This is a genomic window from Brevibacillus centrosporus (genome assembly GCF_003710815.1).
GTDB classification, from domain to species: domain Bacteria; phylum Bacillota; class Bacilli; order Brevibacillales; family Brevibacillaceae; genus Brevibacillus; species Brevibacillus centrosporus.
In genome coordinates, this window is record NZ_RHHP01000010.1 from 257,800 (window position 1) to 282,469 (window position 24,670).

At 49.5% G+C, this 24,670-nt stretch carries 22 protein-coding genes and 2 pseudogenes; 7 read left to right on the forward strand and 17 right to left on the reverse strand.

Features of this window, described 5'->3' with window-relative positions; genetic code table 11:
* Positions 1-26: 26 nt before the first annotated feature.
* Complete coding sequence (locus EDM55_RS11545) at positions 27-431, forward strand: DUF6223 family protein (protein ID WP_122960409.1); 405 nt, start codon at positions 27-29, stop codon at positions 429-431.
* A gap of 667 nt (positions 432-1,098) precedes the next feature.
* On the opposite strand, the gene EDM55_RS11550 is transcribed toward EDM55_RS11545, so the two are convergent.
* The 3 genes from EDM55_RS11550 to EDM55_RS11560 all read right to left on the reverse strand — a co-directional run bounded on the left by EDM55_RS11550 (position 1,099) and on the right by EDM55_RS11560 (position 3,751).
* Positions 1,099-2,208 (reverse strand): hypothetical protein, encoded by a 1,110-nt coding sequence (locus tag EDM55_RS11550; protein WP_218033676.1) that lies wholly within the window; start codon positions 2,206-2,208, stop codon positions 1,099-1,101.
* Positions 2,209-2,242: 34 nt separating this feature from the next.
* On the reverse strand, positions 2,243-3,241 hold the full coding sequence (locus tag EDM55_RS11555; protein WP_092276540.1) for a Nif3-like dinuclear metal center hexameric protein: 999 nt from the start codon (positions 3,239-3,241) through the stop codon (positions 2,243-2,245).
* A 132-nt stretch (positions 3,242-3,373) separates the two neighbouring features.
* Complete coding sequence (locus EDM55_RS11560) at positions 3,374-3,751, reverse strand: Na-translocating system protein MpsC family protein (RefSeq protein WP_092276537.1); 378 nt, start codon at positions 3,749-3,751, stop codon at positions 3,374-3,376.
* A 100-nt stretch (positions 3,752-3,851) separates the two neighbouring features.
* Between EDM55_RS11560 and EDM55_RS11565 the strand changes: the two genes are divergently transcribed.
* The gene (locus EDM55_RS11565; protein WP_122960410.1) at positions 3,852-4,472 is read left to right on the forward strand and encodes a Ger(x)C family spore germination C-terminal domain-containing protein; all 621 of its coding nucleotides are present in this window, start codon (positions 3,852-3,854) and stop codon (positions 4,470-4,472) included.
* Positions 4,473-4,589: 117 nt separating this feature from the next.
* Here the strand turns inward: EDM55_RS11565 and EDM55_RS11570 are convergent, their stop codons facing one another.
* Positions 4,590-5,843 (reverse strand): MDR family MFS transporter, encoded by a 1,254-nt coding sequence (locus EDM55_RS11570; protein ID WP_122960411.1) that lies wholly within the window; start codon positions 5,841-5,843, stop codon positions 4,590-4,592.
* 298 nt (positions 5,844-6,141) lie between these two features.
* On the opposite strand from EDM55_RS11570, the gene EDM55_RS11575 reads away from it, so the two are divergent.
* The 3 genes and pseudogenes from EDM55_RS11575 (at position 6,142) to EDM55_RS11585 (ending at position 9,579) form a co-directional block, all read left to right on the forward strand.
* Positions 6,142-7,365: an MFS transporter gene (locus EDM55_RS11575; protein ID WP_092276525.1), complete on the forward strand. Its 1,224-nt coding sequence runs from the start codon at positions 6,142-6,144 to the stop codon at positions 7,363-7,365.
* A gap of 136 nt (positions 7,366-7,501) precedes the next feature.
* Positions 7,502-8,944 (forward strand): annotated as a pseudogene (locus EDM55_RS11580) (ribonuclease J); the annotation flags it as partial.
* 284 nt (positions 8,945-9,228) lie between these two features.
* Positions 9,229-9,579: a DUF2512 family protein gene (locus EDM55_RS11585; protein WP_170184294.1), complete on the forward strand. Its 351-nt coding sequence runs from the start codon at positions 9,229-9,231 to the stop codon at positions 9,577-9,579.
* Between the two features lie 82 nt (positions 9,580-9,661).
* Here the strand turns inward: EDM55_RS11585 and EDM55_RS30930 are convergent, their stop codons facing one another.
* The 10 genes and pseudogenes from EDM55_RS30930 to EDM55_RS11635 form a co-directional block, all read right to left on the reverse strand.
* Positions 9,662-9,874: a spore coat protein gene (locus tag EDM55_RS30930; protein WP_246070810.1), complete on the reverse strand. Its 213-nt coding sequence runs from the start codon at positions 9,872-9,874 to the stop codon at positions 9,662-9,664.
* 148 nt (positions 9,875-10,022) lie between these two features.
* Positions 10,023-11,510: pseudogene (gene glpK, locus EDM55_RS11595) on the reverse strand (glycerol kinase GlpK); the annotation flags it as partial.
* Between the two features lie 185 nt (positions 11,511-11,695).
* Entirely contained in the window at positions 11,696-12,403 is a 708-nt protein-coding gene (gene deoD, locus EDM55_RS11600; RefSeq protein WP_122960412.1) for a purine-nucleoside phosphorylase, read from the reverse strand.
* 211 nt (positions 12,404-12,614) lie between these two features.
* On the reverse strand, positions 12,615-13,364 hold the full coding sequence (locus tag EDM55_RS11605; protein ID WP_122960413.1) for a glycosyltransferase family protein: 750 nt from the start codon (positions 13,362-13,364) through the stop codon (positions 12,615-12,617).
* Positions 13,318-14,184, reverse strand: a complete 867-nt coding sequence (locus EDM55_RS11610) for a glycosyltransferase family 2 protein (RefSeq protein ID WP_122960414.1) — start codon at positions 14,182-14,184, stop codon at positions 13,318-13,320. The genes EDM55_RS11605 and EDM55_RS11610 overlap by 47 nt, the downstream gene beginning before the upstream one ends.
* Before the next feature lie 125 nt (positions 14,185-14,309).
* Positions 14,310-15,533 (reverse strand): D-alanyl-D-alanine carboxypeptidase family protein, encoded by a 1,224-nt coding sequence (locus EDM55_RS11615; RefSeq protein ID WP_092276510.1) that lies wholly within the window; start codon positions 15,531-15,533, stop codon positions 14,310-14,312.
* Positions 15,534-15,599: 66 nt separating this feature from the next.
* Positions 15,600-16,415: a GTP pyrophosphokinase gene (locus tag EDM55_RS11620; RefSeq protein ID WP_092276507.1), complete on the reverse strand. Its 816-nt coding sequence runs from the start codon at positions 16,413-16,415 to the stop codon at positions 15,600-15,602.
* Between the two features lie 15 nt (positions 16,416-16,430).
* Positions 16,431-17,315, reverse strand: a complete 885-nt coding sequence (locus EDM55_RS11625; protein ID WP_092276505.1) for a M23 family metallopeptidase — start codon at positions 17,313-17,315, stop codon at positions 16,431-16,433.
* Positions 17,316-17,405: 90 nt separating this feature from the next.
* Positions 17,406-17,663, reverse strand: a complete 258-nt coding sequence (locus tag EDM55_RS11630; protein ID WP_122922528.1) for a hypothetical protein — start codon at positions 17,661-17,663, stop codon at positions 17,406-17,408.
* 232 nt (positions 17,664-17,895) lie between these two features.
* Entirely contained in the window at positions 17,896-18,096 is a 201-nt protein-coding gene (locus EDM55_RS11635) for an alpha/beta-type small acid-soluble spore protein (protein ID WP_092276499.1), read from the reverse strand.
* A 246-nt stretch (positions 18,097-18,342) separates the two neighbouring features.
* Here EDM55_RS11635 and EDM55_RS11640 point away from each other — a divergent pair, with 246 nt between their 5' ends.
* Positions 18,343-19,221: a 5'-3' exonuclease gene (locus EDM55_RS11640; RefSeq protein ID WP_092276496.1), complete on the forward strand. Its 879-nt coding sequence runs from the start codon at positions 18,343-18,345 to the stop codon at positions 19,219-19,221.
* 173 nt (positions 19,222-19,394) lie between these two features.
* On the opposite strand, the gene EDM55_RS11645 is transcribed toward EDM55_RS11640, so the two are convergent.
* The 3 genes from EDM55_RS11645 to EDM55_RS11655 form a co-directional block, all read right to left on the reverse strand.
* Positions 19,395-19,856: an alpha/beta hydrolase gene (locus EDM55_RS11645; RefSeq protein ID WP_141295123.1), complete on the reverse strand. Its 462-nt coding sequence runs from the start codon at positions 19,854-19,856 to the stop codon at positions 19,395-19,397.
* Between the two features lie 85 nt (positions 19,857-19,941).
* Complete coding sequence (locus EDM55_RS11650; protein WP_122960416.1) at positions 19,942-21,654, reverse strand: vWA domain-containing protein; 1,713 nt, start codon at positions 21,652-21,654, stop codon at positions 19,942-19,944.
* Between the two features lie 12 nt (positions 21,655-21,666).
* On the reverse strand, positions 21,667-22,968 hold the full coding sequence (locus EDM55_RS11655) for an AAA family ATPase (protein WP_092276485.1): 1,302 nt from the start codon (positions 22,966-22,968) through the stop codon (positions 21,667-21,669).
* Between the two features lie 236 nt (positions 22,969-23,204).
* Here EDM55_RS11655 and EDM55_RS11660 point away from each other — a divergent pair, with 236 nt between their 5' ends.
* Positions 23,205-24,599 carry a hypothetical protein gene (locus EDM55_RS11660; RefSeq protein ID WP_092276482.1) on the forward strand — a complete coding sequence of 465 codons (1,395 nt, stop codon included), beginning with the start codon at positions 23,205-23,207 and terminating at the stop codon, positions 24,597-24,599.
* Positions 24,600-24,670: the final 71 nt, after the last annotated feature.

The window sequence follows — 24,670 nt, forward strand, 5'->3', positions numbered from 1 at the left end:
AAACAACAAAGAGGAGTGATTAACAAATGAAAATGAGGCTAGCTTCATTCGCAGTACTTTGTGCATTTCTACTTGTTCCAACTATTGCCTCTGCTGAAGGGACCAACGTTGATGTCGTTTACGGATTAACCACCGGGCGACTTTGGGCCACGATGGACGCGGTGGTGGGGCTGATCAGCGCGGTCATAGGTGGGGTGTCTCTGGCCCGCTCCGCCGGTCGTTTCGGCATCGGCTCAGGGAGACGCGGGGCCATTGTGGCCGCGGTGATGGCGCTGATCGTCATAGTCTACGCTGGGCTGCATCTGGCAAACTTCACTGGTGGTTTCGGCACCGGCAGCGGGCGAGCCGGGGCAATCGTGGCCATCATGATGGGGCTGATCGGCATGGTCCTCGCTGGGCTAACTTTGGCCCGTTCCCGCCGAGCCAGTTGACCACCATGATGCCCAGTGTTGTGGGAAAGCTATCAATAACATAAAATCAATATACTAACGGGTATCAATAGTTCAATAACCTAAGCCAGTCTAACACTTTATTATCGTGTGTTGACTGGCTTTTTGTACGGCAGGATTGAATAGTCTAGAACATCCGGCTCGAAGCCTTCTATGGTCGTGTTCATATTGTTTGGTACTGGTGAAAGTGCCGTCTCCACTCCACCATTTGTTCATAGCTATCCTCCAATTTCTGATGCAGGTTTGCTATCAATTGAAATGTCTCCTCTCCAGCCTGTTTGCTTCTCTAGTGTCGATCGCAACTGCTCGTATTTCCTTCCTAGCAAGCATCCCCCTTAAAAAGCGCATTGTGTGAATCATCAATCTTTTTAAGAGCAATTCTCGTGCCATCGTTAAAATAGCAGCCAGTCTTTATCCATCCGTGCCGATCAGCCGGTTACAATAGCAAGAGGGAGAAATTTTTATCCCCATTTCGTAAAAATTTTTTTACGTCTTACTCAGCTTTTCGCATCCCGAAAGCCGTTGATCAATGAAAAAGGAGCTGCCAGAAGGCAACTCCTTACAAATTCACAAGCGTAATCTCTTAGGAATGAGGACGTGACATATCTACCACCATCGATTCGCCTGCCAACTCCCTACCAAGCTCTATTTAAACCAGCAGCGGTGTCAATCCAAACGCAAAGATCACTACGGTCACAATGCGCATCCCCATCCCTACCAAAGCAGCAGACAAAGCCTCACGGGGTGAAAGATCAGAGTTGGCAGACCAAATCGCAGGGATCTGCCCGAACACGTCGGAGAGTGGAAGACCAGAGGCCGCCAGCACGAAAGCTCCTACCACCAATCTTGGGTCCATTGTTGCAGCAACTTCCTTTAGCTGAGCCATGGCGAGTGTCGGAGAAGCCAAGATTGCCGTAATCCCCGTCTTCGGATCTACCCCAATCAAGCTGAGCCCTGATGAAAGCGCACCTTCAATCCATTTCCACGCCCCTGCGTAATCTAGCAAGCCGATGATCCCAAAGATTACGGCAGCTGCAGGAATGACCAGAAGAAACAGCAGCTCCGCACCCTCCTTAGCCCCATTGAAAAGAGTGGTGAAAAAGGGTGTACTTGGAGTGAACGAGGGAAGATCACGAAGCGGTACTGACTTCGTATCCCGGTAGATCGTCTTGCTGAGCACAAAAGGCACGACAACAAGTGGGGCGAAAATGGCAAGAAACACGACGGGAAATGCCTCGATCCCAGCTATGGACAAGCAGATGAGACCGAGCATAAAACAGGAAAACGACTGCTGCGACTGCACCATAGTGGCGATGGCGATCTTTTGTTCATCTTTGGTTGCGCCTGCTCGCTTCAAGATGGGACCGCCTATCCGACCAGCCGCGTTGATATCCCCGAGAATATTATAGATACCTGGAATCACGACGGACGGGTTTACGCGGATCCGCTCCGTTATAGGCACAAAGATTCGCATCAAGGCATCGGTAAAGCCTAAGCGCTCTAGCATTCGCCCCGTCATTACACTGAGGATGATCGCCACGCCAACCGTCCCCATCAAAAACACGTCGACTACAATCGGCTTCACTTTGTTTAACATCGCGGTAAACGCATCACCTAGTACACTCGGCTGAAAGATTAAGAGTACCGTGACGGCTACTACCAATCCCAGTCCTACCCATTCGATGGGGCTCCATGCTCTTTTCTGTGCTGCCTGCTGCAGTGTATAAACACTATCCAGCTGCTCCTGTGGTTTTGCCATATTCCTCTTCCCCCTTATTCTGCTCGCTCGTTTCCTACACGTTCACTTTTTTGACCAGATAGTTGTCGGCCATCCGCTCTGCATATTCCCGGATTCGCTTGCTTCCCATTTCTCTTAGCGGAATGGATGTCACCCGCTCTCGGAACACCACCACCTCCACGTCGGGAAGGAGCTTCTCGAGCGCATACGCAAGAGGAAGACCGTTTTCTAAAATTTCCAGCACATGGCAGTTTCCTATGACAAACTGAAGTCCTAAACGCTTCGCCTCTTGAACCAGTTCACTGTCGCTTCTTACTCGGCTAATGGAAGCAAGCACGGTGTCAATCTCCGGAAACTGCTCTTTTGCCTGTCGCAAATGCGCTGGGGAAAACCCTGTGTGTGGGAAGATGTGCAGCACGTGTTTGACGGGACTCTCTCGACTGCCCAGTACGATACGCCCTTGCGTGACAAGTGTAGCCTCCATCACCGACGAGCTCCCCCGAATCTCGCGCTCCATCTTCAGCAGCTCTCCTTCCTCTTCCAAGCCCATAAACGAGTGAAGGCGATCAAGGATATGGCCCATCTCTTTAATCTCAGGCAACACCGTACCGACAAACAAAACATTTCCTTCTACACCGCCGTAATGAATGTCGGCATACCTCACCTGATGGCCGTGCAAAAAGGCTATGCCTGGGTGAAGTCCGTGAAAGGCTTCATGAAGCTCCAGCACCGCAAGCCCAGAGAGACCCAGGTAGTTTTTTAGCGTCACTCCACCCGAACTGGCTGCATCTGCGATCGGGTGATGTGCCACAATGGCATCTACACCGGTGGCGGCCGCAAGTTCAATGTCGTGCTCAGAGAGCGTCATCGCAACAGCCAGTTTCTTCACTTGGCGCATTGGGTCGCCCCAAACGAGGCCAGGCTTCTCTAGCACCTTTTTCCCTCGAATCCCAGAATCCTTCCAAATGGAAAAGGAATGCATCGGATTGGGGTCGTTTACCCTCCCTCCTGAAAGTATGTCTAGTGCGAGAACTACATCCGAAATGGTTGTCATTTTGGTTTCCTCCCTCTATGAAATAAAAATAGCCGCCAGTACCAAACAAACAGGATAGGGAATAACCCCGAACCCCTGTTCATTTGCGTACTGACGGCCGTCCTGCACTCATTCCTGAGATCATTCTACCAGTCAGCTTTGCTTTTGGAGGTACATCTCCACATTCTGCTCGAGCACGACTACGGTTGCCGAGAGCTCGGTTTCCGGGTCGTAATCCTTGAGAATGGAGACCACCTTGATTTCGTATTTTGTTTCTAGGCGTCCCTTCAACAGCGCTTTGAATTCGTCGATCAGGAGAATATCCATCATTCGCGTGAGTTCCCGATTTTTCTCGTCGACCGAGCGAATAGCCGGGACTCGTCGATGGTACGTCATGAATAAGATCCGATCCCCAACAAAATCGACGCGAAGCCGTTTGACCCCGATTTGAAACAGTTGCAAATTCACTTCGTTGTAGACCTTGGTCAATTCTTGCTTTAACTGTCCTGCACTGAGTACAAGCGGATTCATTTGACCGCACCCCGTATGCTGCTAGTTTCAGAAAGTTATTCATAACTATAATGGACAGCCGAAAACTTGTCAATATTATGACAAGAAATAATATTCTGAATTGAAGGAGGGAACGGAATCTTCTTTTATCGTTACTGAATTTTTGTTTGATTACCATCGACGCTTGAGCGAAAAAGGATTGGATCCGTATTTACCCGTCATCCGTCCATTGAAGGAAACCTATTTAATTGATCGAGTGGCTGTCTTTGACAAGGAAAAAATCAAAGCGATCTTAAATCCAGAAGAAACCCGGATTTTTAATGAATTATCCAAGAAAATCCGAAACTTCGATATCGAAACCAAGAAAGAAAATGTTCAATTCGCTTTGAATGTGACCTATTTTGGTTATTCGTATCAGTTTGATGAACGAAACCCCTCCTCTCCTAAGCTTATGATGGATGTGCGAATCAGAGGGATCACCGAGGAATCCAAGCAGACTTTCTACAATTCGCAATGGGACCGGTATAAAGAAGTAGCGGAAACCGAAGCGGCCAAACGCTATCGTCATGTTCTGGAAAAACTCCAGTCGCTTGGAGTTGATCCGATTGGTTTCGGTTTACGCTATCGGGCCACTCATTATCATGGGGATGAAGACTGGGAAAAATGGAAAGCCATTTATCCACGACTCGAATGGAATATCAAGGTGAACATCGATCTTATCGGATCAGGTGGGATTAAATGAGGAAAGTGTGATACCCCCCATGCACACCTGCGCAGCATGGGGGTCTAGCTCAATATCTTCCGTAAGCATATACACCAGATGAACATATGGGAAGGCGAAAGATCATCTGTGATATCACTACGAACCGGAAATGGCCGGCTCCTCCGCAGAAGCAGGAGTCGATTTCGTGTGTCGTATTGCTTTTTTGACGAAACGGTACTGAAACATTCCCCCGATCAAGAGCAATACGCTGAGCGTGGAAAACCAGTAAGCTCCTCCGAAATTGCGAAATGCCAGGGCACCTACGGTTGGTCCGATGGTTCCCGTGATTCCCCAGTTTGCACCAAACACGGCGAAGTAGCGTCCACGGAATTCATCGGGAGCCATGACAGAGATCGCTTTTTGGATTTGTGGTCCGTACAGCATCTCGCCAATGGTAAACATCGTCTCTGCAAGAATGAGCACGATCATGCCTGGTGCCCACCCATAACCGAAGCCGACACAGGCAAGGAACAGGTACGCTGTCAAAATGACGCGGTGGGCTGGAAATCGTTCTGCGAATTTGGCGATCGCGATTTGACAGCAGACAACCAGGATTCCATTGATCGTCAAAAGTGTCGCGAAAATCGTGAGAAAATCGTCGTATTTGGTACGCAGATGCTGTGGGAGAATGATTTCGACCTGTGAATACAGGAGCGATAAAGGTACAGCTGCGAGTGCCATCCAAAACAGCGTTTTGTGCTCAGACCATACAAAGCGAGGGCTGGTATTGCTTTCTTCTTTGCTGGATTTTGCCCCAGCGCGTGCTTCCTTCGGCAATGTCTCCGGCACCTGCCAGGCAATAAGCAGACAGTAGATGAACAAAGCGAGTGAGCATATGCCAAAAGCGATACCCGGATTGATCTTGTACAGTGCCACACCAATCAGTGGTCCTGCAGCAGCCCCCAAATTCAAGGCCGTATGCAGCAGCGCGAAGACCTCACTCCTCTTCTCCTCTGGGACGATATCTGTCACCTGTGCGCTAGCAGCTGGCCAAAACAGGGAGGCCCCGACTCCGTTCAGAATCGTGAGTGCGGCAAAGGCGAAAAGGGACTCTGCCCACATATAGCCTGCCATGGAGACGGACTCGATCAGGAGTGCAGCTATCATCAACGGCTTTCGTCCGTACTTGTCCGAGAGACTGCCGGCAAAATAGCCAGAAATGATGCTCGTTAAAGGCTGCAGGCTCGTGACCATTGCTGCTAACAGTAGATTGCCGTCCATTCTGTCATACAGGTAAAAAGCCAGGAAAGGTCTGAGCATAAAGCCGGCAAACGTCGTCAAAATCGTTCCGATGACCCGAATCCAGATTGCTCTGTCATAACGGGCTATCAGATTGTGGAGCCAAACCATTCGGATAATTCCTCCTTGCCGATAAAGGATATTTTTGTAAGTATATCGGAGAGTCATAAGAAAAGATAGAGGTTTAGGATAAATGGGAATTATTAGATTTTTTAGAAGAGATGGAATTTCCCCTTTGCTCTTTTTAGGCCGTACCCCTTACACTTCCAGACGGTTTCAAGGAGAAGAAAACCTTGATTTTTACGCGGGTGAAACTTAATAATAGGGAACAGGCATTCTTGTCCGGCGCACATGAAAGGTACTGCCATTCTAACCGGATGTAAAACAGCAGAAAGGTTGTATTTACTTCATGGAAATTTCACAGCTTTCGATCAAAGAACAAGCAAACAAAAAGTCGTTTTCGATCTCTTTGCTTTCGCTTACGCTCGGTTCATTTGCAATTGGAATGACTGAATTTGTCATCATGGGTTTGCTCCCCAACGTGGCCGATGACTTAGGGGTCAGCATCTCGTCAGCAGGGCAGCTCATTACCATGTACGCTCTTGGGGTCGCTGTCGGGGCGCCGATCATGACCATCCTCACTCATCGCATTCCTCAAAAGAAGCTCCTGTGCTTCCTGATGCTTCTTTTTATTTTCGGAAATGGAATTTCGGTCATCGCTCCGAATTACGCCGTTTTGATGGCCGCTCGCATGTTGACGGCGTTGACTCATGGGACATTTTTTGGAGTGGGAGCAGTGGTTGCCTCCAGCCTAGTTCCACCGGACAAACGTGCCAGTGCCGTCTCTATCATGATGGCAGGCTTGACGATTGCCAATATCATTGGAGTCCCTTTGGGAACCTTTATTGGTCAGCATATGGGCTGGCGCTCTTCCTTTGGTACGATTGCCATTATGGGAATCATTGCATGGGTCGGAATCATGGTTTTCGTTCCAAAAATGCGGCAGCAAAATACGGAGAGCATTACTGGACAAATCAAAGCGCTTGTCCAACCGAAGCTGCTTCTGTACCTCCTGATTGGTGCACTGGGCAATGCCGCACTTTTCACGGTCTTCACTTATATTACGCCGCTGCTAACGCAAGTCACCGGCTTTGCCGAGCATTCCGTCACTTGGATCCTCGTACTGTTTGGCTGTGGAGTGACTATCGGCAATATCGTAGGCGGCAAGCTTGCCGATTGGAAGCTGATGCCTTCCGTCCTGGGGCTTTACTTTTCGATCTGTATCATCCTGACTCTGTTTACGTTTACGATGTATAATCAGATCGCTGCGGTGATTACGATTTTTCTGTGGGGAGCTGCTTCGTTTGCTGTTTTTCCAGGGCTGCAAGTGCGTGTGATGAACCTGGCACAGTCGGCACCAGCTCTCGCCTCTACCTCCAGCCATTCGGCCGGTAATCTAGGAAATGCAGCTGGAGCTTTCATCGGCGGATGGGTGATTACGCATCTGGCTATCACATCACTCCCGTGGGTTGGCGCCATTCTGGTAGGACTGGCTCTACTTTTGGGCGTCGCTTCCTATATCGCTGAACGCAAGGCAAAGACGAATAACGTATTCCTTACAAAAGAGAACTGATTTTACGAGCTTTACTTTTATCCGATTAAGGGGTCAACCGATTATGGTTGACCTCTTTTTTATCTTCATTGATTCACCTTTATTTACCAGTTCATGAAATTCTTTTCCTGTTCATCCTATAAGATGGACGAAGCTCATTGGCGGTATCCCCTATTTGCTGAGACAGTTCAACATGCCGATCTTCGGAACCAGATTAACGCTTGGCTTAATCGAAGAAAAGCTGAAGGAACACGGCTTACTGCAAGCGACCACTCGCACGACGATCGATTCCAAATCCGTCATAGATCTGGGTGCGTTCACCATCCGTTTCTTTCAGACCAACCACAGCATTCCCGATTGTCTTGGTATTGTTTTTGAAACGCCGAAAGGAACCGTCGTGCATACCGGAGATTTCAAATTTGATTTGACCCCCGTCAATAATCAAACACCCGACATTCACCGAATGGCTGAAATCGGGAGTAAAGGCGTTCTTGTATTGTTGTCCGAGAGTACGAACGCTGAACGCCCTGGCTTTACTCCATCGGAAAAGCATATGGGCGATCATTTGCGTGAAGCTTTTATCAAAGCGAAGCACAAAATTTTCGTTTCTACCTTTGCCTCCAATGTCTATCGCCTGCAGCAAGTGATTGATGCGACACTTTTGACAAACCGCAAGCTCATGCTGCTTGGCAGAAGCATGGTTAACGTGGTGCGAATCGCTTCTGATCAGGGTTACCTGCATGTGCCTGAAGGTATGATCATCGAGCCCGAGGAAGCAGATCAGCTCAATCGCAATCAGATCGCCATCTTATGCACAGGCAGCCAGGGAGAACCCAACGCCGCTCTGGCCCGCTTATCTACAGGAAATTACCGGAATGTCAAGGTAGAGTCAGGGGACACGGTGATTCTCTCTGCGTCCCCCATACCTGGAAACGAAAAAAGTGTTTCGCGCATTGTCGATAATCTATTTATCTTAGGGGCAAATGTGATCTATGGCTCTGGTTCCGCAACGGGCATGCATGTTTCCGGCCACGGCAGCCAAGAAGAGCTCAAGCTGCTGATGCTGACGCTCATGAAGCCGACCTACTTCATTCCCATCCATGGCGAGTACCGCATGCTTCATCAGCATCGCCTGCTTGCCGAATCGATGGGAATGGACAGGGAAGATGTGTTTATCATCAACATAGGCGATGTCGTGGATTTTTCAGAGGGTGCCCCTAAGCAAGAACGCAAAATACCTGCAGGAAGCACTCTAGTAGACGGATTCGGTATCGGGGATGTGGGAACAGTCATCCTGCGAGATCGCAAGCACTTTTCGGAAGATGGCATCCTCGTCGTTGTTGTCACACGCAACAAGGCAGACGGAAAGATCATCTCGGGTCCGGAGCTCATTTCCCGCGGTTTCGTATTTGCTCCGGAAGCGGAAGGGCTGATGGAGGAAGCAAGCCGTGTCGGACTGGCTGCTCTTCATCAGCTTCAAGCAGAAAATGTCAGTCAATGGAATCGTCTCAAGCAAGGTCTAAAAGAATCCATCGGTCAATACCTATACTCCAAAACGAAGCGTCGGCCCATGATCCTGCCGATCATCATGGATGTGTAGGGCATGCTCTTTCAATGTATTCAGCAAGCAAACAGCCTTCCCTAGCGAGGAAGGCTTGGCCTTATTAGAAGCTACTTCTTCTTTTTGGTTTCTGCTTTCTCAATGTTAGTGTGTGGCTTTCCCCCGAAAATTGCTGCTCTGAACTGGATCCAGCCAGCTTGGCAGCGGCAATATTTGGAGGGCGGTCCGAGAAAGCCTGTCCGTCCCCTTTTCATCCGTTCGAATGAATGTGAATCTTTTACTTCATACTAATCCTGAATGCTACTTTGAAAGGAGAAGCTGCCTTGATCCGTTTTCTAGTGAAAGTCGTCATGAATGGCATTATTCTCGTCCCTCTACTTTTGTGGTACACAGAAGCAAACATTTTCTCTGCAGTTGTCGCGACCCTGTTATTTTCCGTCATTGCTTATCTCGTTGGAGACAGACTTATCCTGCGTGCATCCAATAATCTCGTTGCGACCGTCTCCGATGCTATTCTGGCAGTCGTTTACCTTTGGGCAGCCTCAGCCGTTATGCACTGGTCCTTAAACTGGGGTGAGCTCTTGTTTACAGCGGTGCTCCTCGGCGTAGTAGAGCTGCTTTATCACTTCTTCTTGAAACGGTTTGATACAGAGGACGAACGCGAAAGAGCTTAGTTCTTGGACGCAGCTCACACACCTTGCAAACAAAAAGCCAACCATTTTCGGTTGGCTTTTCCTCTTCCTGTTGATTGAACGTTTAGAACAGCAGCGGCTGCTGAGGTTGAGGAGGCTGTTGCTGATAGGCATTGATCATGGTATTCATCGTATGATCCGCGAGCTGCGGAGCTTGATAGTATCCTTTTGCATTCATGTACTGCCAGGTTTCATAGGCTAATTGCTGGCAAAGATTGGCTCCATTTACGTGATACTGCCTGATTTGCGGATCTACGCACTCGCCTGCCCGAAGCATTCCCACAGCCGAACCCGCCTTATGACAATTCAGCATGAGTGTTGAAATCGTCATGTCGGATAAGCGCGTTGGTTGTGGGTTGGGTGGGGGCATTTGAGGCTGCTGGAGTCCTACCATGGTTTGCTCTGACGTTCTCATCTGCGGAAATCTTGTAGCCCATGGTTGCAGATACGGCTTGCTTCCACCCTGCGTAAAGGCTTTGCCGCTGATCCTCTGCCATCTGAGGCTCAAATGACCGCTCGATTACCTTGTTCGAGACAATATCCTCTTTGCTGCTCCAATAGTGAACCGCGAGCCCCGCCAGATAAGCAGCACCTAAAGCCGTCGTTTCGTTTACCCGGGGACGCTCTACCACCGCCCCCAGCAGATCGGATTGAAATTGCATGAGAAAATGATTCGCTACGGCTCCCCCGTCAACGGCAAGCTTTTGCAGCTTCATGCCTGAATCTGCCTCCATCGCTTCCAGAACATCTCGCGTCTGGTAAGCAAGCGACTCTAAGGCAGCGCGTATCAAATGCTTGTCTGTCGTGCCTCGTGTCAGACCAAAGATAGCCCCTCTTGCCTCCATGTCCCAATAAGGTGCTCCTAGCCCAACAAACGCCGGCACCATATACACTCCATCTGTACTGTCAATTTCCATGGCAAGCTTTTCCGAATCTGCGGCCTTTTCAATCAGCTTGAGTCCATCCCTGAGCCATTGAATCGCCGCGCCAGCTACGAAGATGCTTCCTTCCAGCGCATATTCAATCTTTCCGTCTACTCCCCAGGCGATCGTCGTCAAAAGACCATTTTGCGAGGCAACTGCTTTTTCGCCTGTATTCATTAGCATAAAGCAGCCGGTGCCGTACGTATTTTTTGCGGACCCTTCCGAGAAACATGCCTGACCAAAAAGAGCAGCCTGCTGATCCCCCGCGATCCCCGCGATCGGTATCGGATATTGAAAAATTTTTTCGTCTGTATAGCCGTAAAGCTCACTGGACGGACGAACGTCCGGCAGCATCTGGGCAGGCACCTGCAGCATCTCCAACAGCTCGTCATCCCATTGGAGAGTGTGGATGTTAAACAGTAGGGTCCGCGAGGCATTGGAATAGTCTGTTACATGTACTTTTCCACTGGTCAGCTTCCATATAAGCCATGAATCAACGGTTCCAAACAAAAGCTCCCCTCTTTCGGCACGCTCGCGAACACCTGGCACTTGGTCCAGGATCCACGCGACCTTGGTACCGGAGAAGTAGGCATCGATCAAGAGACCCGTCTTCTCTCGCACCATTTGATCAAAGCCTTTTTCCTTCAGCTGCGTGCAGATGTCGATCGTCTGCCGGCTCTGCCAAACAATGGCGTTGTACACAGGTTTTCCTGTCTCTTTGTCCCAGACGATCGTCGTTTCACGTTGATTCGTAATGCCGATCCCGGCGATTTGCTCCGGCTTGACATGATTTTCAAGTAAGACAGCCTTCAGCACATCCAGCTGCGATTCCCAAATTTCTTCGGCGCGATGCTCGACCCAGCCCGGCTTTGGATAAAGCTGCGAGAACTCCTTTTGCGCGACCCCGATCATCGCACCTGATTTATCGAACAAGATCGCACGAGAGCTGGTCGTACCTTGGTCCAAAGAGAGCATGTATTTCGACTCCATGTGCATCTCTCCCCCTCCAGTTCTTCGATAGTGGTCTCTTTAACTTATGCTTTCACAGGTGAATTCCCTGCTTGTCTTCGATGGCCCAGGCCGTCTATCCTTGCTGATTCCGTAAAAAAAGCTAATACCCGCAAATACAAAAGCCACTGCTTCGTGTTTGCAAATATTAGCTGGTCCTTACGCTTCTACTTCAATAGAACTGAATCCAATGCTACTTCAATCATCTCATTGAACGTGGTTTGGCGCTCTTCGGAGGAGGTTTCTTCACCCGTAAGGATATGATCGCTCACGGTCAAGATGGACAAGGCATTACGCTTATACTTTGCAGCCAGTGTGTAGAGAGCCGAGGACTCCATCTCAACCGCCAGAACTTGATAGGAAGCCAGCTTCTTGTACAAGTCCATGCTCTCCCGATAAAAGCTGTCGCTCGTAAAGATATTCCCCACCTTCACCGACAAATTCCGTTCCGTTGCTGCTTGATAAGCTTTGTGCAGCAATTCAAAGCTAGCCGTTGGAGCGAAATCAATCTGGTTAAACAACAGCCGGTTGGTCTGTGAGTCAGAGGATGCGCTCATCGCGATAATCACGTCACGCACTTTGATATCCTCCAGAATCGCTCCGCAGGTTCCTACCCGAATCAGATTTTGCACATCGTAGGATTGCATCAGCTCGTTCACGTAAATGGAAATGGAAGGAACACCCATCCCTGTACCTTGAACGGAAACGCGCTTGCCTTTATACGTTCCTGTGAAGCCTAGCATGCCGCGAACATTGTTGTAGCACTCTGCTCCTTCCAAAAATGTCTCTGCTATATATTTCGCACGCAGCGGATCTCCTGGCAGTAAAATGGTTTCGGCAATCGCACCTGGTTTTGCTTCGATATGTACACTCATCGCATTTTTCTCCTTTACCTTCAATAATTTCCTACCATGATATGGTACTATAAAACACGAACATTGCAAAACGAAACTTATCCCGCTTGAAAATAAGCCGATCAACCAAACAGCAAACACAGCAAAGCAGCTGCGTGAAATGACTCTCTTTTTGAGTCTGTGACAGCAGCTGCTTTTGATTGATCGCACCAAGCATCCATGATTTATTCGTCTAGATGACTTTTCCTTGTTCACTTCGAATCTGTTCACTCCAGTAAAGTACCGCCTCCAGATGATCCCCTAAACAGGTCATCTCTTTCTGTCTACTCCTGCTCGGAGTAACATTTAGGCCACCATGGCCGAAATACCATTTCAAAGGAACCGTCTCGACGCGCAACCCGTTTCGTATCGCAATCGCTTGAGCCAGAGGTGGAACAACGAGCTGGTCGATCCCAACCAGCGATGCCGCTTTCTTCTTTATGGCAAAAGGAAGCATCATCATGGAAGACATCCCAAGTTGTTGCTGCTCCAGCAAATGATTGAAAAACGCGCACGCCAAGCTGACTGTACCCGTGACCGAATCCGCAGTCGATTTACGCAAGGCGATGTCCGCTCCCCCATAACAGGCACGCACAAAGGGGGACAACTCTTCTGCGAGGATCATCTCACTTCCGTCCAGGAAGAGCCACACATCGCCAGTGGCTTCTTTTGCACCGATCGAGCGCCACAGCTCATCCCCGAGCGAGAACGGATAAATGATAGTCGTATGTGAAGGAAATTGGGAATTCAATAAAATTTCGATTGACTCTTCGTTGCTCCCCTGGAGGATCATGATAATTTCCTTTGGATGGAGTTTTTCGACTTGCTGCAGTAGCGCTTTGATCGTGATTTCATCCTGCTCAACAGAGATGATGACACTCAAACGCTTCCGGTTCTTATCTTTTTTTATGGCTGCCCGTTTGTTTCTTTTTTCGTTTCCCACCCCACACTCCCCCCTTATCCTCTCGTGGCTGCGGGTAAAAGACTGACCGCAAGTGAAGCTCTCCCGGGATGTGCAACAGGTCCCGATACCGATCGCCATCCGGCATGCCGCCGCGTGGTCCGATCAGGTTTACCAAAAGCTGAATCGCGTGTGCATGCTCCCGCAAGAGTTGACGGGTACTTTTGACCATCGAGATTCGTGTATCATCCGTCCACTTGATGGCTGAATCCGGATGAACTCCTACGACAACAAGCTTTTGCCATGCCGCTTTTACATAAGCAATAGGTGGTGTGCGCAAGCATTCATGCCCTAGTGCCTTCAGTGCCTTTCGACTACAGGCAAACGGAATTCTGGACAGCGTCCCGGTACCGAGCTCTGTGTGTCCAAGCAAATGATTGAGCAATCGATAGGCATAGCGTGTTGGCAGCGGCTTTTTCTTTTTGGCAGAGGTCGACGTTTGGGTACGCACCGTAACGGCAACATCCGCACCATTCCTTACCGCATCCACATACTGTTGCCAAAGCGGAAGGGAGAAATCGACTCTTTCATCCAAAAAGAGAACCGTTTCACCTCGAGCATGGCGAGCACCCAATGCCCTGCCTTCGTCATAGCTATAGATGGATGGAGAAACGATTTTGTCAATCCAGGAGGACTCGTCTCCCAGATAGGATGTATCCACGCACTTAGGGCTAACCACGATGACTTCTAGTGAAGTGGCTAGCTCTTTCACATTCGTGAGCATTCGCCGAAGCGTTCTGGTATCGTCGCTAGCTACGTAAACGACAGATACCTCGGGGCGATCGACTACTGCTTTGTCCATCTTCATTCCCCCTCATCGGAAAATGCCTTCTTCTCCTAGATTACGCAAATGATTGTGAAGTGGACACGGCTCTTCAAGGTACAAAAAAAACACAGGACATGAGAAGTCTCTGTCCTGTGCTTCGTTTAATAGGCACGTCGCTGCCAATCCCGGTTTCTCACGCGGCGCATCCTGCGGGTGCGATGGACCGTGTAGCTGATCATAAAGAGATTCATGGCCAGCCAAACAAACAGCAATCCGTAAAGCACTCCTGAATGATCCTCAAGCGATTTGGCTAACTGTGCACGTCTCGGCTCAGAAGCAACCGAAGGCGGATCCTGTCTTAACAACGGGTAGGTGATGTGCAAGTCTCCCCCTTGGACTAGAAGATGTCCGTCCTCTGTCAGTTCTACGAGCGGCTCTGTTCCCTTAGGTACCGTCGCATATAAATCATCCATGGTTATATAGGTAATCACCGCGTCGTTTCCAGGAGCAGCCGCGTGGGTATAAGTTTTTCCTTCCGCTGCGATCGGCTTGGTTTCAAAGTTGGCGAATCCATAGTCAAGCATGCTGGTGACATCTTTGTAGGCACTTGCACTTGTCGACGCCTTCATGGTAACTGCGATGAATTCCGTGTTTCCTCGCTTGGCCGAACCAACGAGCGTTTGCATGGCCTGGTCGGTAAAGCCGTTTTTAATCCCTGTCGCACCTTCGTAGTTACGCAAAAGCTTATTGTGATTCACGAGCTCGGACTTCCATTCTTTCCCGTCCCACGGCAAACGAACGGTTCCTACGATTTCGCGAAAGATAGGGTTTTGCATGGCGTATTTCGCGATCTTTGCCATGTCGGATGCAGTCGTGTAGTGATTCGGATCGTGCAAACCGTGTGCATTCGCGAAATGCGTTTCCGTGACCCCTACTTTTTCGGACAGATAGGCGTTCAGCTCTTCTGCAAAACGCTCGGTAGTCTGGTGCATATGCTCGGCAATCGCTGTAGCGGCATCATTTCCTGAGTGCATCAGGAGACCGTATTCCAATTTGCGCAACGGAACCTGCTCGCCTTCTCCCAGATAGACACGTGTGCCTTCTTCATATCTCGCTTTTTTGGAAACCGTGACAATATCATCAGGATTCCCTTTTTCAATCGCATAAATCCCAGTGGCAATCTTCGTGATGCTAGCTGGATACAGCTTTTCATGTGGATTTTTTTCGAACAGGACTTGTCCTGTCGTCGCGTCAATCAAAATGGCTGACTCCCCGCTCAGTGCATCGGCTGAAACCTTGGATGTGTCTTCAGCAAAAGCCAAAGGTGTGACCGGACCCAATAGTGCCGTGACCACAACGAGAAGGTACGTAAGAAGAAAACGCATGGTAGTCGGTGTCCTTTCCATACTTTGTCGTTCGTTTGACGGATGGCTTCTGCTCTTATCTTATCCTTAACCCAGTCGTTTCCCTAACAAGTCGTAAATCATTTTAAACTTGGGATTGTCGGCAAACGCTTCTTCAAAACCGCTAACGTGTTCCCGATACAGGGCCGAGGCTGCATCGAGATCCTGCTTCACATAGAGAGAGAAAATCTCTTCCAGCTTGTCCTCCAGGCTTTGATCCACCTCGGCAGGGGTCAATATTTCCTGGCGCAGATTGTTCATCAAAATGTCCAGCTGATGGGTAATCACAGAAGCTTCCTGAAGCTTGCCGAGCACATCTGCCGGGATGTTGCCTGCGTACTTGTAGCGCAGCTCATGCTCATTCGTCGCCCAAAAATTCATCCCCAGTGTGCGAATCTGGATTTCACAATACAGGGTGATCTTTTCACTGCCATGATATACCGTGTAGGATACAATCATATGGATACTGCGGTATCCGGAGTCTTTTGGAGAGGCGATATAGTCTTTGATATCATGGATGACGATATCTTCCCTCTCCTGAAGAAGCTGCAGCACTTCCCGTACATCGTCTACATAACGGCAGACAACTCGCAGCCCTGCAATATCGGATACTTCTCTGGCGACATGCTCCTGCCAATTTTCCCCTTGAAAATCAATGCCTTTTTCCTTCGCTTTTTTAATGAGGCTGTCGACTTTTTTGACTCGCCCCACTACAAATTCAATCGGTGAGTATCGTCCACTTTTTTGAAATCCGTATTTGATCCCTTTGAGCTTTAGCTTCAATTCATCTACAGCCTGCTCATAAGGTGCCAAAAAATGAACCATATTGTTTAATACTTTGCTGGGTACATGTGAAATCCTCACGTTTCACACCTCTCTTTACTTCCATTGGAACGGTGACGCCTCAAAGAATGGCTGCGGGTTGACGTAAGTGTTCCCGATCAACATTCCGTAATGCAGATGGGGACCTGTCGAAAATCCTGTCGTTCCCATAAGACCGATCACTTGGCCTTGCTTCACTTCCTGACCGACCTTGACATCCAGCTTTGACATATGGGCATAGATCGAGAATACGTTTAGTCCGTGGTCGATAATGATGGTATTACCAGTTAAGTATAAAGAGTCAGCCAAAACAACCTTGCCGTGGTTGCTAGCCCATATCGGGGTGCCTGGTTTGTTGGCAATATCAATCGCAGAGTGCCTGTTTGCAGGAACTCCGTTTACCACCCGCTGATAACCGAACGGGGTCGTCAAGGTGCCAACAGCTGGCTGCGTAAATGCCCCTTTAAAATAAGGGACTTTCGCAGAGTTTGAGCGAGCGGCATTGATCTTCTTTTGGTCCGCATTGATTCGATTCGTATCTTGGCGCATATCGTTCAATTGATTGCTTACTGTCAGGACGTCTACTGCAAATTTTTTAGGTGAAATCGTCAGAGGGACACTCCGCTGCTTGTCCGTTGTCGTCACTTGGTATATTCCTGGTTTGGCATTGAATGGAATGGGAATAAAACGGCTGTACTCTCCCTGGGAAGGCTGGAGTCGATAGGTTTGGGAAAAGAGTGTGACCGCTTGCGCCCGATTACTGCGCACAAAAACAACGTCGCCTGGATTCGTGGTGCTGGGCATCACAGATAGAGGCAACTGCTGTTTTTGCATTTGAAACTGTTCGTGTACATCCTCGATGATTTCTTTGCCGTAGGTGCTTGTCCCAGACACGAGTGTCAGCGCAGCAAACAGCATGAAACCGACCATTGATTGCAACATAGCCGTTCCCTCCCAATTTCCAGTATAACAAAAGAGTAAGCGAAAGGAAAAAGAAAAAGAAGGCTAGAAAGCAAGCCTTCTCCAAATGGATTACATTTTTTTGGTATAGTCCGCCATCATGTCCATGATATTTTGCACGCCGTTCAGCATTTCGCTGGCTCTTTTGGTCTTTTGGGAAATGGTGTCAAAATCGAGTCTGCCCTTCTTCCGATCATTCCAGCGCTTGAACAATTCTTCTGCGGTGCCAGGATTGCTGCGAACCGACTGGACACGCGTTTCGTCTTCCATCAGCCACGACTCAAATTCGGGATGCTCCTTTAAGAGTCGTTTCACTTCTTTGCGTTTCATCCGCGAAAGTCCTCCCCTCGAGTGACAAACGAAATAGTTATCTGTTCCTTACACCATATGACTAGTCCGCGGATGTGCTTGTGTGTTTGCACTAGATCGTTAAGAAAGGGCTTATTAACGAGCCTTTCTCGCTATGTAGCTTAGAAAATCCATTTCCGTGCCAAAATAGAGAAAGGCCCCATTGAAGGGACCTTTCTGCATCCAGCTATTTACTTGTGTTGAAGCACGTGGCTTAGCGGCCTGCCATTTGCGATTCTGCGAAGCTTACCAGACGCTTGGTGATTTCCCCACCAACAGAACCGTTTTGACGAGAAGTGGTGTCTGGTCCGAGATTTACACCAAATTCAGATGCAATCTCATACTTCAGTTGATCCAGAGCTTGGTTCGCTTGAGGAACTACCAGGTTGTTGCTGCTACCGTTGTTGTTAGCCATGATTGATTCCTCCCAACGCGTTTTTGTCTTCCGGGACGGGGTTGAACCGTCAGCTTTTGCTTCTCGCCGGTCGAGACCGGAAGATGATTTTTGGTGCGAGAGGCGTTTGGTTAACCTCTCGTGATACTATCATCCCACCGATGCACACAAGCATACGTTGTTTTTGAATTGTAAAATCTGTCAAAGATGCTGATCCCCTATGTGCTATAATGTTGCGTATAGTTGGTTTGGAGAGGAGCTACAAGAGTGAGTGATTCAGGAAAGGTACTGCTCATCGATGGCATGAGCTTTTTATTTCGGGCGTTTTACGCATCTGCGTGGGGAGGAGGCTATCGCCAAACTTCAACAGGTGTCTACACCAATGCCGTACATGGTTTTACCAAGATGATGCTCGACTATGCTGACTTGGTCAAGCCTACTCATCTGATCGTTGGTTGGGACGTCGCTTCCCGCGAATCCCTCGTGCGCAGTCAGTGGTATGATGGCTACAAATCCAACCGGCAAGCCCCTCCCGAGGAGCTGATCCCCCAATTTGATTTGGTGAAGGAAGTGACGGAAGCATTTTCTGTACCGAATCTTGGCTGTCCAGGCTTTGAAGGCGACGATGTCTTGGGTACACTAAGCACAAGTCTCTCCGCCGATGGTCATCAGGTTGTCATAGCTACCGGCGACTACGACAGCCTCCAGCTCGTATCTGACCTCGTCAGTGTGAAGATCTTGAAAAATGGCGGCAAGCACGAACACTACAACCCAGCCAGCTTGCTTACCATGCGCGGAATCTCCCCTGAGCAGGTCGTCGATGTAAAAGCATTAATGGGCGACGCTTCCGACTGTATCCCAGGCTGCCCGGGAATCGGAGAAAAAACAGCGACCAAGCTGATTACGGAGCATGGCGATCTGGATCGACTCTATGGCAATTTGGAGAGCTGCACGGCTAAAATGCGCAGTAAACTGGAAGATCACCGGGATCAAGTTTATCTCAGCCAAAAGCTGGCAACGATTATCCGCGACGTGCCTCTGGAATTCTCCCTGGAAGCAGCTGCTTGGGAATTTGACCGTGACATGGTTCGCAGCAAGTTTGAAGAACTGGAATTTGGCCGCAGCCTCGCTACTCGCGTCGGTTAATGCGTGTCAAATGATCAGTAAGTTGAATGGGACAAGCATCCTCTTATGAAATAAATGGAAAAGCGGCAATCCGAAACCAGTTCTGGTCGGGAATGCCGCTTTTTTTTCAATTCAGCCTATTTCCTTCGTTCACTGCGTGTTCCTGTGTTTGATGGAATGTTTGGATATCGCCTCTATGATACAAACCCAGTCTTTTTGGTGAAGCTCATGGCCTGTTCCTTCCAAAGTAAGCAATTCAGCCTTACCAATCGTTGGGCAAGAGCGACACCATGTGCATAGGGAATGATTGGATCCTCCGTGCCATGAATGACCAGCGTAGGTACATCGATTTCGCCTGTCCGTACCAAATAGGATTCTCCTCCCGTTACCAGTCCATGATTGTTCATGCTCGCTATATTCTGGCTTCTTTTGACCTCTTCAACCGCTAATTCATTGATCCTCTTCTCCTCAAACGGATGCTTCGAACCCGCGAGTACTTTCCATTTTCCCACTGTAAAAGCTATGACCACCTCTTCCTTCGTCCAATCGATCTCTGCAGCTTGTGTAAAGTATTGGATTACCTTCTCTTCCATCGGTGGGAGGTCGGGAGCAAAATTTGTGGTAGCTAACAATGTAATCGTCAAAACTCGTAGCACATGATCTTTTCTTCTGTAAAATGTTAGAAATTCTGTGGCACATGATGTTGCCTCAAGCAGGACCCATACGAGCACCGATTTGATCTCATGCCTGAAACACATCTAGCAGCAAGCCTGAAGTCTCTTCGTCCTTTGTCTCCCAAGAAGCAGCAAAACGAACCTGATGGGAAACACCCAGTATGTCATACTTTTGGACCAAATGCTGGCGAGCAGAGCCGATGATCAAGCTGTGCAGCCGCACTTGCTTGTGTTTGCCCAGATCTGCAAGCTGTTCCTGGACATAGGGAGAGATCCCCCCGACCCCATCGGTCACCATGACGAAATCAGCACCGCGTAGAGCTTTGTCCTCATTTACCAGCTCTATCCCTCGTTTCATCGGGGAATCAAAATGAGTCCCTCCCCCAAACGCCATTTGTGCCAGACTGTAAAAAGCAGTCCAGTCCGGTTTCTTATGAGAGAGAAACTGCTCCCGTACCTCGCCCTTTGCGCCAAAAAGAAGCAGCACAAAATTACGTCTTTCCAGCATGGCTAGGGCTGCAAAGGTCATGACAAACAGCTGTGCCAGTCTCAGCTTGGAGCCTCTCATCGAGTGGGACGTATCCAGCATGCAGATCACCGGGCCCTTTGGCGGTTCCTCCACCCACCCAGACGTATCATAAGTCATCAGCTTTTGCTCGACCCATTTCAGCATAAAATAGGTCTCATAATCAGGATCCGCCAATAACACTGCCTCGCCGGGCAGCATGTGTGCGATATCTCCCGACTGCCGCAGATCGTAATACTCCTCTGGTAGCTGCCTGGAACGAACTTCCTTGCGTTTGACGCGAAAATGATGGACGTTTCTTCCGACTTCCTCTAGGAAAGCGATCAGATCTGGATGACGCTTGAGCTTCTCCAACCATTTGAGATACTGCTCAAAGCTCTGGCGCCGAAGCTGGCCGAGATCATGCCCCCAGCTGCGATTGGCAAACCGCTGACTCGCCGCAAACAATTCCTCGACAAACATTGTATCCAGCTCTTCCCTCGAAAGAGACTGCTTCAGCGATTTTTCCAACCACTGACCCAGCTCGTTTTCAAAAGCCGCAATCGCTTCTTTTTCCTGGCGATTGAGTCTCTCTAGCTGTTTTTCTCTTTGGGAAAGCTCTTCCTCCAGCTTTTTTACCTTTTGCAGCAGCTTGGTTCTCTTGGTAAACTGGACGGTCATTTCTTCCCGCATTTGGCTAATCCGCTCCTGCAGAGAATCAATCTCCGCACGCACAAGCGGCTTGGAATCCATCGCCTCCTGCTTGTCCTCCACCATGCGCTTGCCTTGCTGCAGGGTATAACCGACGAGCTGAAGCTTCGCCACTTGCTTTTCCGTCAGCAGCTCGGACAGCCGTGCCTCCTGATGCCCTTCCTGTCCCTGCTGTTCCTTCAAGCCGGCAACCAGCGGCGATAGCTTTTGATCTTTTTCCCTCTGCTCTACTTCTTCCGCGAACGTCTCTGTCAGCCAGAGCAACGCTTTAATCGCCGTTTTAAATGCTGCACTTTCTTGTCCGACCGTTCTGGGGTGGATCATCTTGGTGAAATACTGCTTCATAAGCGTTCGAATCATCCAATGATGAAAGGGTGTTGCTTCCTGTGTAAGATCAATCTCCGGTTTGTCCAGATAAAAGACAAAGAAAAAATCGGCGAACAGCTCCAGCTCAAACCAAGGGGCTCGTGCTTTGGCCTCCCCCACCCATTCCTGGGCCGTGCGTGAGGAGGCGAGGTAGGTATCCAACATATACCGGTCCACTCGACTGGCACGTATGATCATCGACACCACCTCCTAGAGCGTATAATCGTACGCAGTGCCAGCAATCTCCTGGTCAAATACGGTTCGGTACGTCTTCTGGAGCTGCTGCAAAATCCGCTCACCTTCTATGCGTAGGTAGGCGTATTTCACGGTGTACTTTTCTGGGTTATGTATCAATCTGTTCTTTTCAAACACGTAGGCTGTCAAATCCTGCTCCCGCTTCTGCCATTGAAGCAATCGATTCCGAAGATCTCTGGCAGTCTCTTCCAGCTCAGTTCGGCTCTCCTCCAGCAGCTGGCGGTTACGCTCCAATGCGTCCTTTCCCATTTTAGCGCCGACTTCTTTTTTGAATTGAAAAGCGTGGAGATCTGATTCCTTCGCTTTCCATTTTTCAGCCATCTGTTGAAACCTGCGTAGTGGGAGGTCGTTTTCCAGCTCCAGCTTGAGCATTTCCGTAAACTGATTTTCAAAAATCTCCCGCATCACCGTCAAATCCTCAGGCACATCCCACATCATATGCGGCGTAAATACCGTATCCCAGATCGTGACCTCCTCTCGTCCATGCAAGGCAGCAGAAGTTTTCCAGACATGGGCGATCTTGCTCCAGCGGCGGTCGGACAAACGGTATTCTTTTGCCTCCATATCCTGCTTGACGCGGTACAGGAAGTAAATGAGCGCCTCCGGAATGGTCACATTCTCAGCCTGTGTCTGGACATCGGCCACATCATACAGGGAGAAGACGACGGGCAGCGGTGACTTCGGCAGAGAGAACATCTTTTCGTAGCTGGAAGCGTTTTGCAAATAACTGACTTCATAGCGGAATAGGAAACGATCGTACAAAGCCGTCAGCTGCTCATCATCATCGGGAAGCTCATTGGAAGCTGCTATTAAAAACTGCAGAGGTACCGCTTCCTTTTCACGTCCGTTAAAGTAAATGCGCTCGTTTAAAATGGAGAGCAAAGCATTCAGTATCGCGCTGTTGGCTTTAAAAATTTCATCCAAAAAAGCAAATTGAGCCGCAGGCAAATATCCCTCTGTTTTGCGCACGTATTGATCCATTTTGAGCTGCTGCAAGGATACGGGACCAAAAATTTCATCGGGAGTCGTAAAGCGTGTCAGCAGGTACTCAAACCAATGCTCAGACCCAAACAAATGGGAAACTGCGCGGGCAAGCTGTGACTTGGCGGTACCCGGAGGACCGATCAAGAGTGCATTTTCCCCACTAATCATCCCTAGCAGCAACAGACGAATCAGTTCGCTTCGCTCTAAAAAGCGACGCTCTAATAGCTCGATGGCCTGGTCCATTTTTCGTTGAATTGGTGTGGTTGCGTTCATCGTTGTTCGTGCCCGCCTCCGTGTTGCGAGGGGAGGCAGCACTGTCCCTCCTCGTGCTAGGATCCCAAGTATGGATAAAATGGAGCTTGTCTTCAATTATAGTCTCATACCATGGTCAAAAATGCCAGTTTTCCAAGGAACCCTCCCATATCTCCGCTCTCACCCATATACAGTCACCCGCATATTCTTACTTCAAAGGGATTTTCAAACGGAGAAAGGATAAAGGAGGGTTCGCCATGGGTATTGAGCTTGTGTGGCTGCATGGGGTCTACGTGTTGTTTGTGTTGGGTATTATTCTTCTCATGGTTTTGCGACGCGACACCAGTCTGATCAGTATTCTCGGAATTGCTCTGCTCGGTCTTGTCGCCACCGGTTCCGTTACGTCCGCTGTGGGCGGCATTTTTGGAAGCTTTATCTACGCGATTACCGAGCTTTTGCCAACGATTCTGGTTATATGTATTATCGTCGCGATGAGCCACGTGCTGACGGATACGGGCGTCAATGAAACCATGATTCGGCCCATGACACACTTGATTCGCAATCCGACGCTGGCTTATTGGGTCATCGGGATCGTCATGATGGTCATCTCGTGGTTTTTCTGGCCGTCCCCTGGGGTAGCCCTGATCGGTGCCGTCATGCTTCCCGTTGCGCTGCGTGCAGGATTGCCAGCGATCGGTGTTGCTATCGCAATGAACTTGTTCGGACACGGAATTGCCTTGTCAGGCGACTTCGTCATTCAGGGTGCTCCTACTTTGACGGCAAAGGCTGCCGGCATTCCAGTCGGCGACGTGATCGCAGCCAGTGTGCCTCTCGTGATCGTCATGGGGGTTGTCACTACCGTCGTTGCTTTCTGGTATTTGCGCAAGGACATGAAGATCGGAAACGTCCCTGCCCCTACAGAAACAGCCGTTCCCGATTCGGTCTTTGCTTCCGTCCGCGTCCCCTTGACTCCTGGTGTACGCAGGGCATTGGCAGCGGCTGTTCCCATTCTCTTTTTGCTGGATGTCCTCGCGATGTTTGCTTTTGACTTGCGGGGCGGAGATGCGACTGCCCTGGTCGGTGGAACGGCTCTCCTGATTCTAATCGTTGCGACCATGCTAGCCCATAAGCAAAAGGGGCTGGAAGAGGTCACCAACCATCTGATCCAAGGCTTTCAATTTGGATTTAAAGTGTTCGGTCCCGTCATACCGATTGCCGCTTTCTTCTATATGGGAGACAGCGGATTCATCAAAGTATTTGGCGAGGTGCTTCCCGCCGGCTCTCATGGGATCGTGAACGACTTAGGGGTGGCTCTCGCACAGACCATCCCGATCAGTAAAGAGATCGCCGCGCTTACCTTGACGGCTGTCGGTGTCATTACCGGGTTGGATGGCTCCGGCTTCTCTGGCATTACGCTCGCCGGGTCACTTGCGCAGCTGTTTGCAACAGCACTGGGATCTGGTATCGCTACGCTGACCGCCCTGGGTCAAATCGCGGCAATCTGGGTAGGCGGCGGTACGATCGTTCCTTGGGCGTTGATCCCCGCAGCAGCCATATGCGGTGTCGATCCGTTCGAGCTTGCCCGTCGAAACTTGTATCCGGTTGCGATCGGCTTGCTGGTGACCACTATTGTTGCCATGTTTTTGTTATAAATGCAGAAGATATGTTGAAAAGGAAAGGCGATTGGCCAAAAGCCAGTCGCCTCAGGCTGTCGATAAAGTCG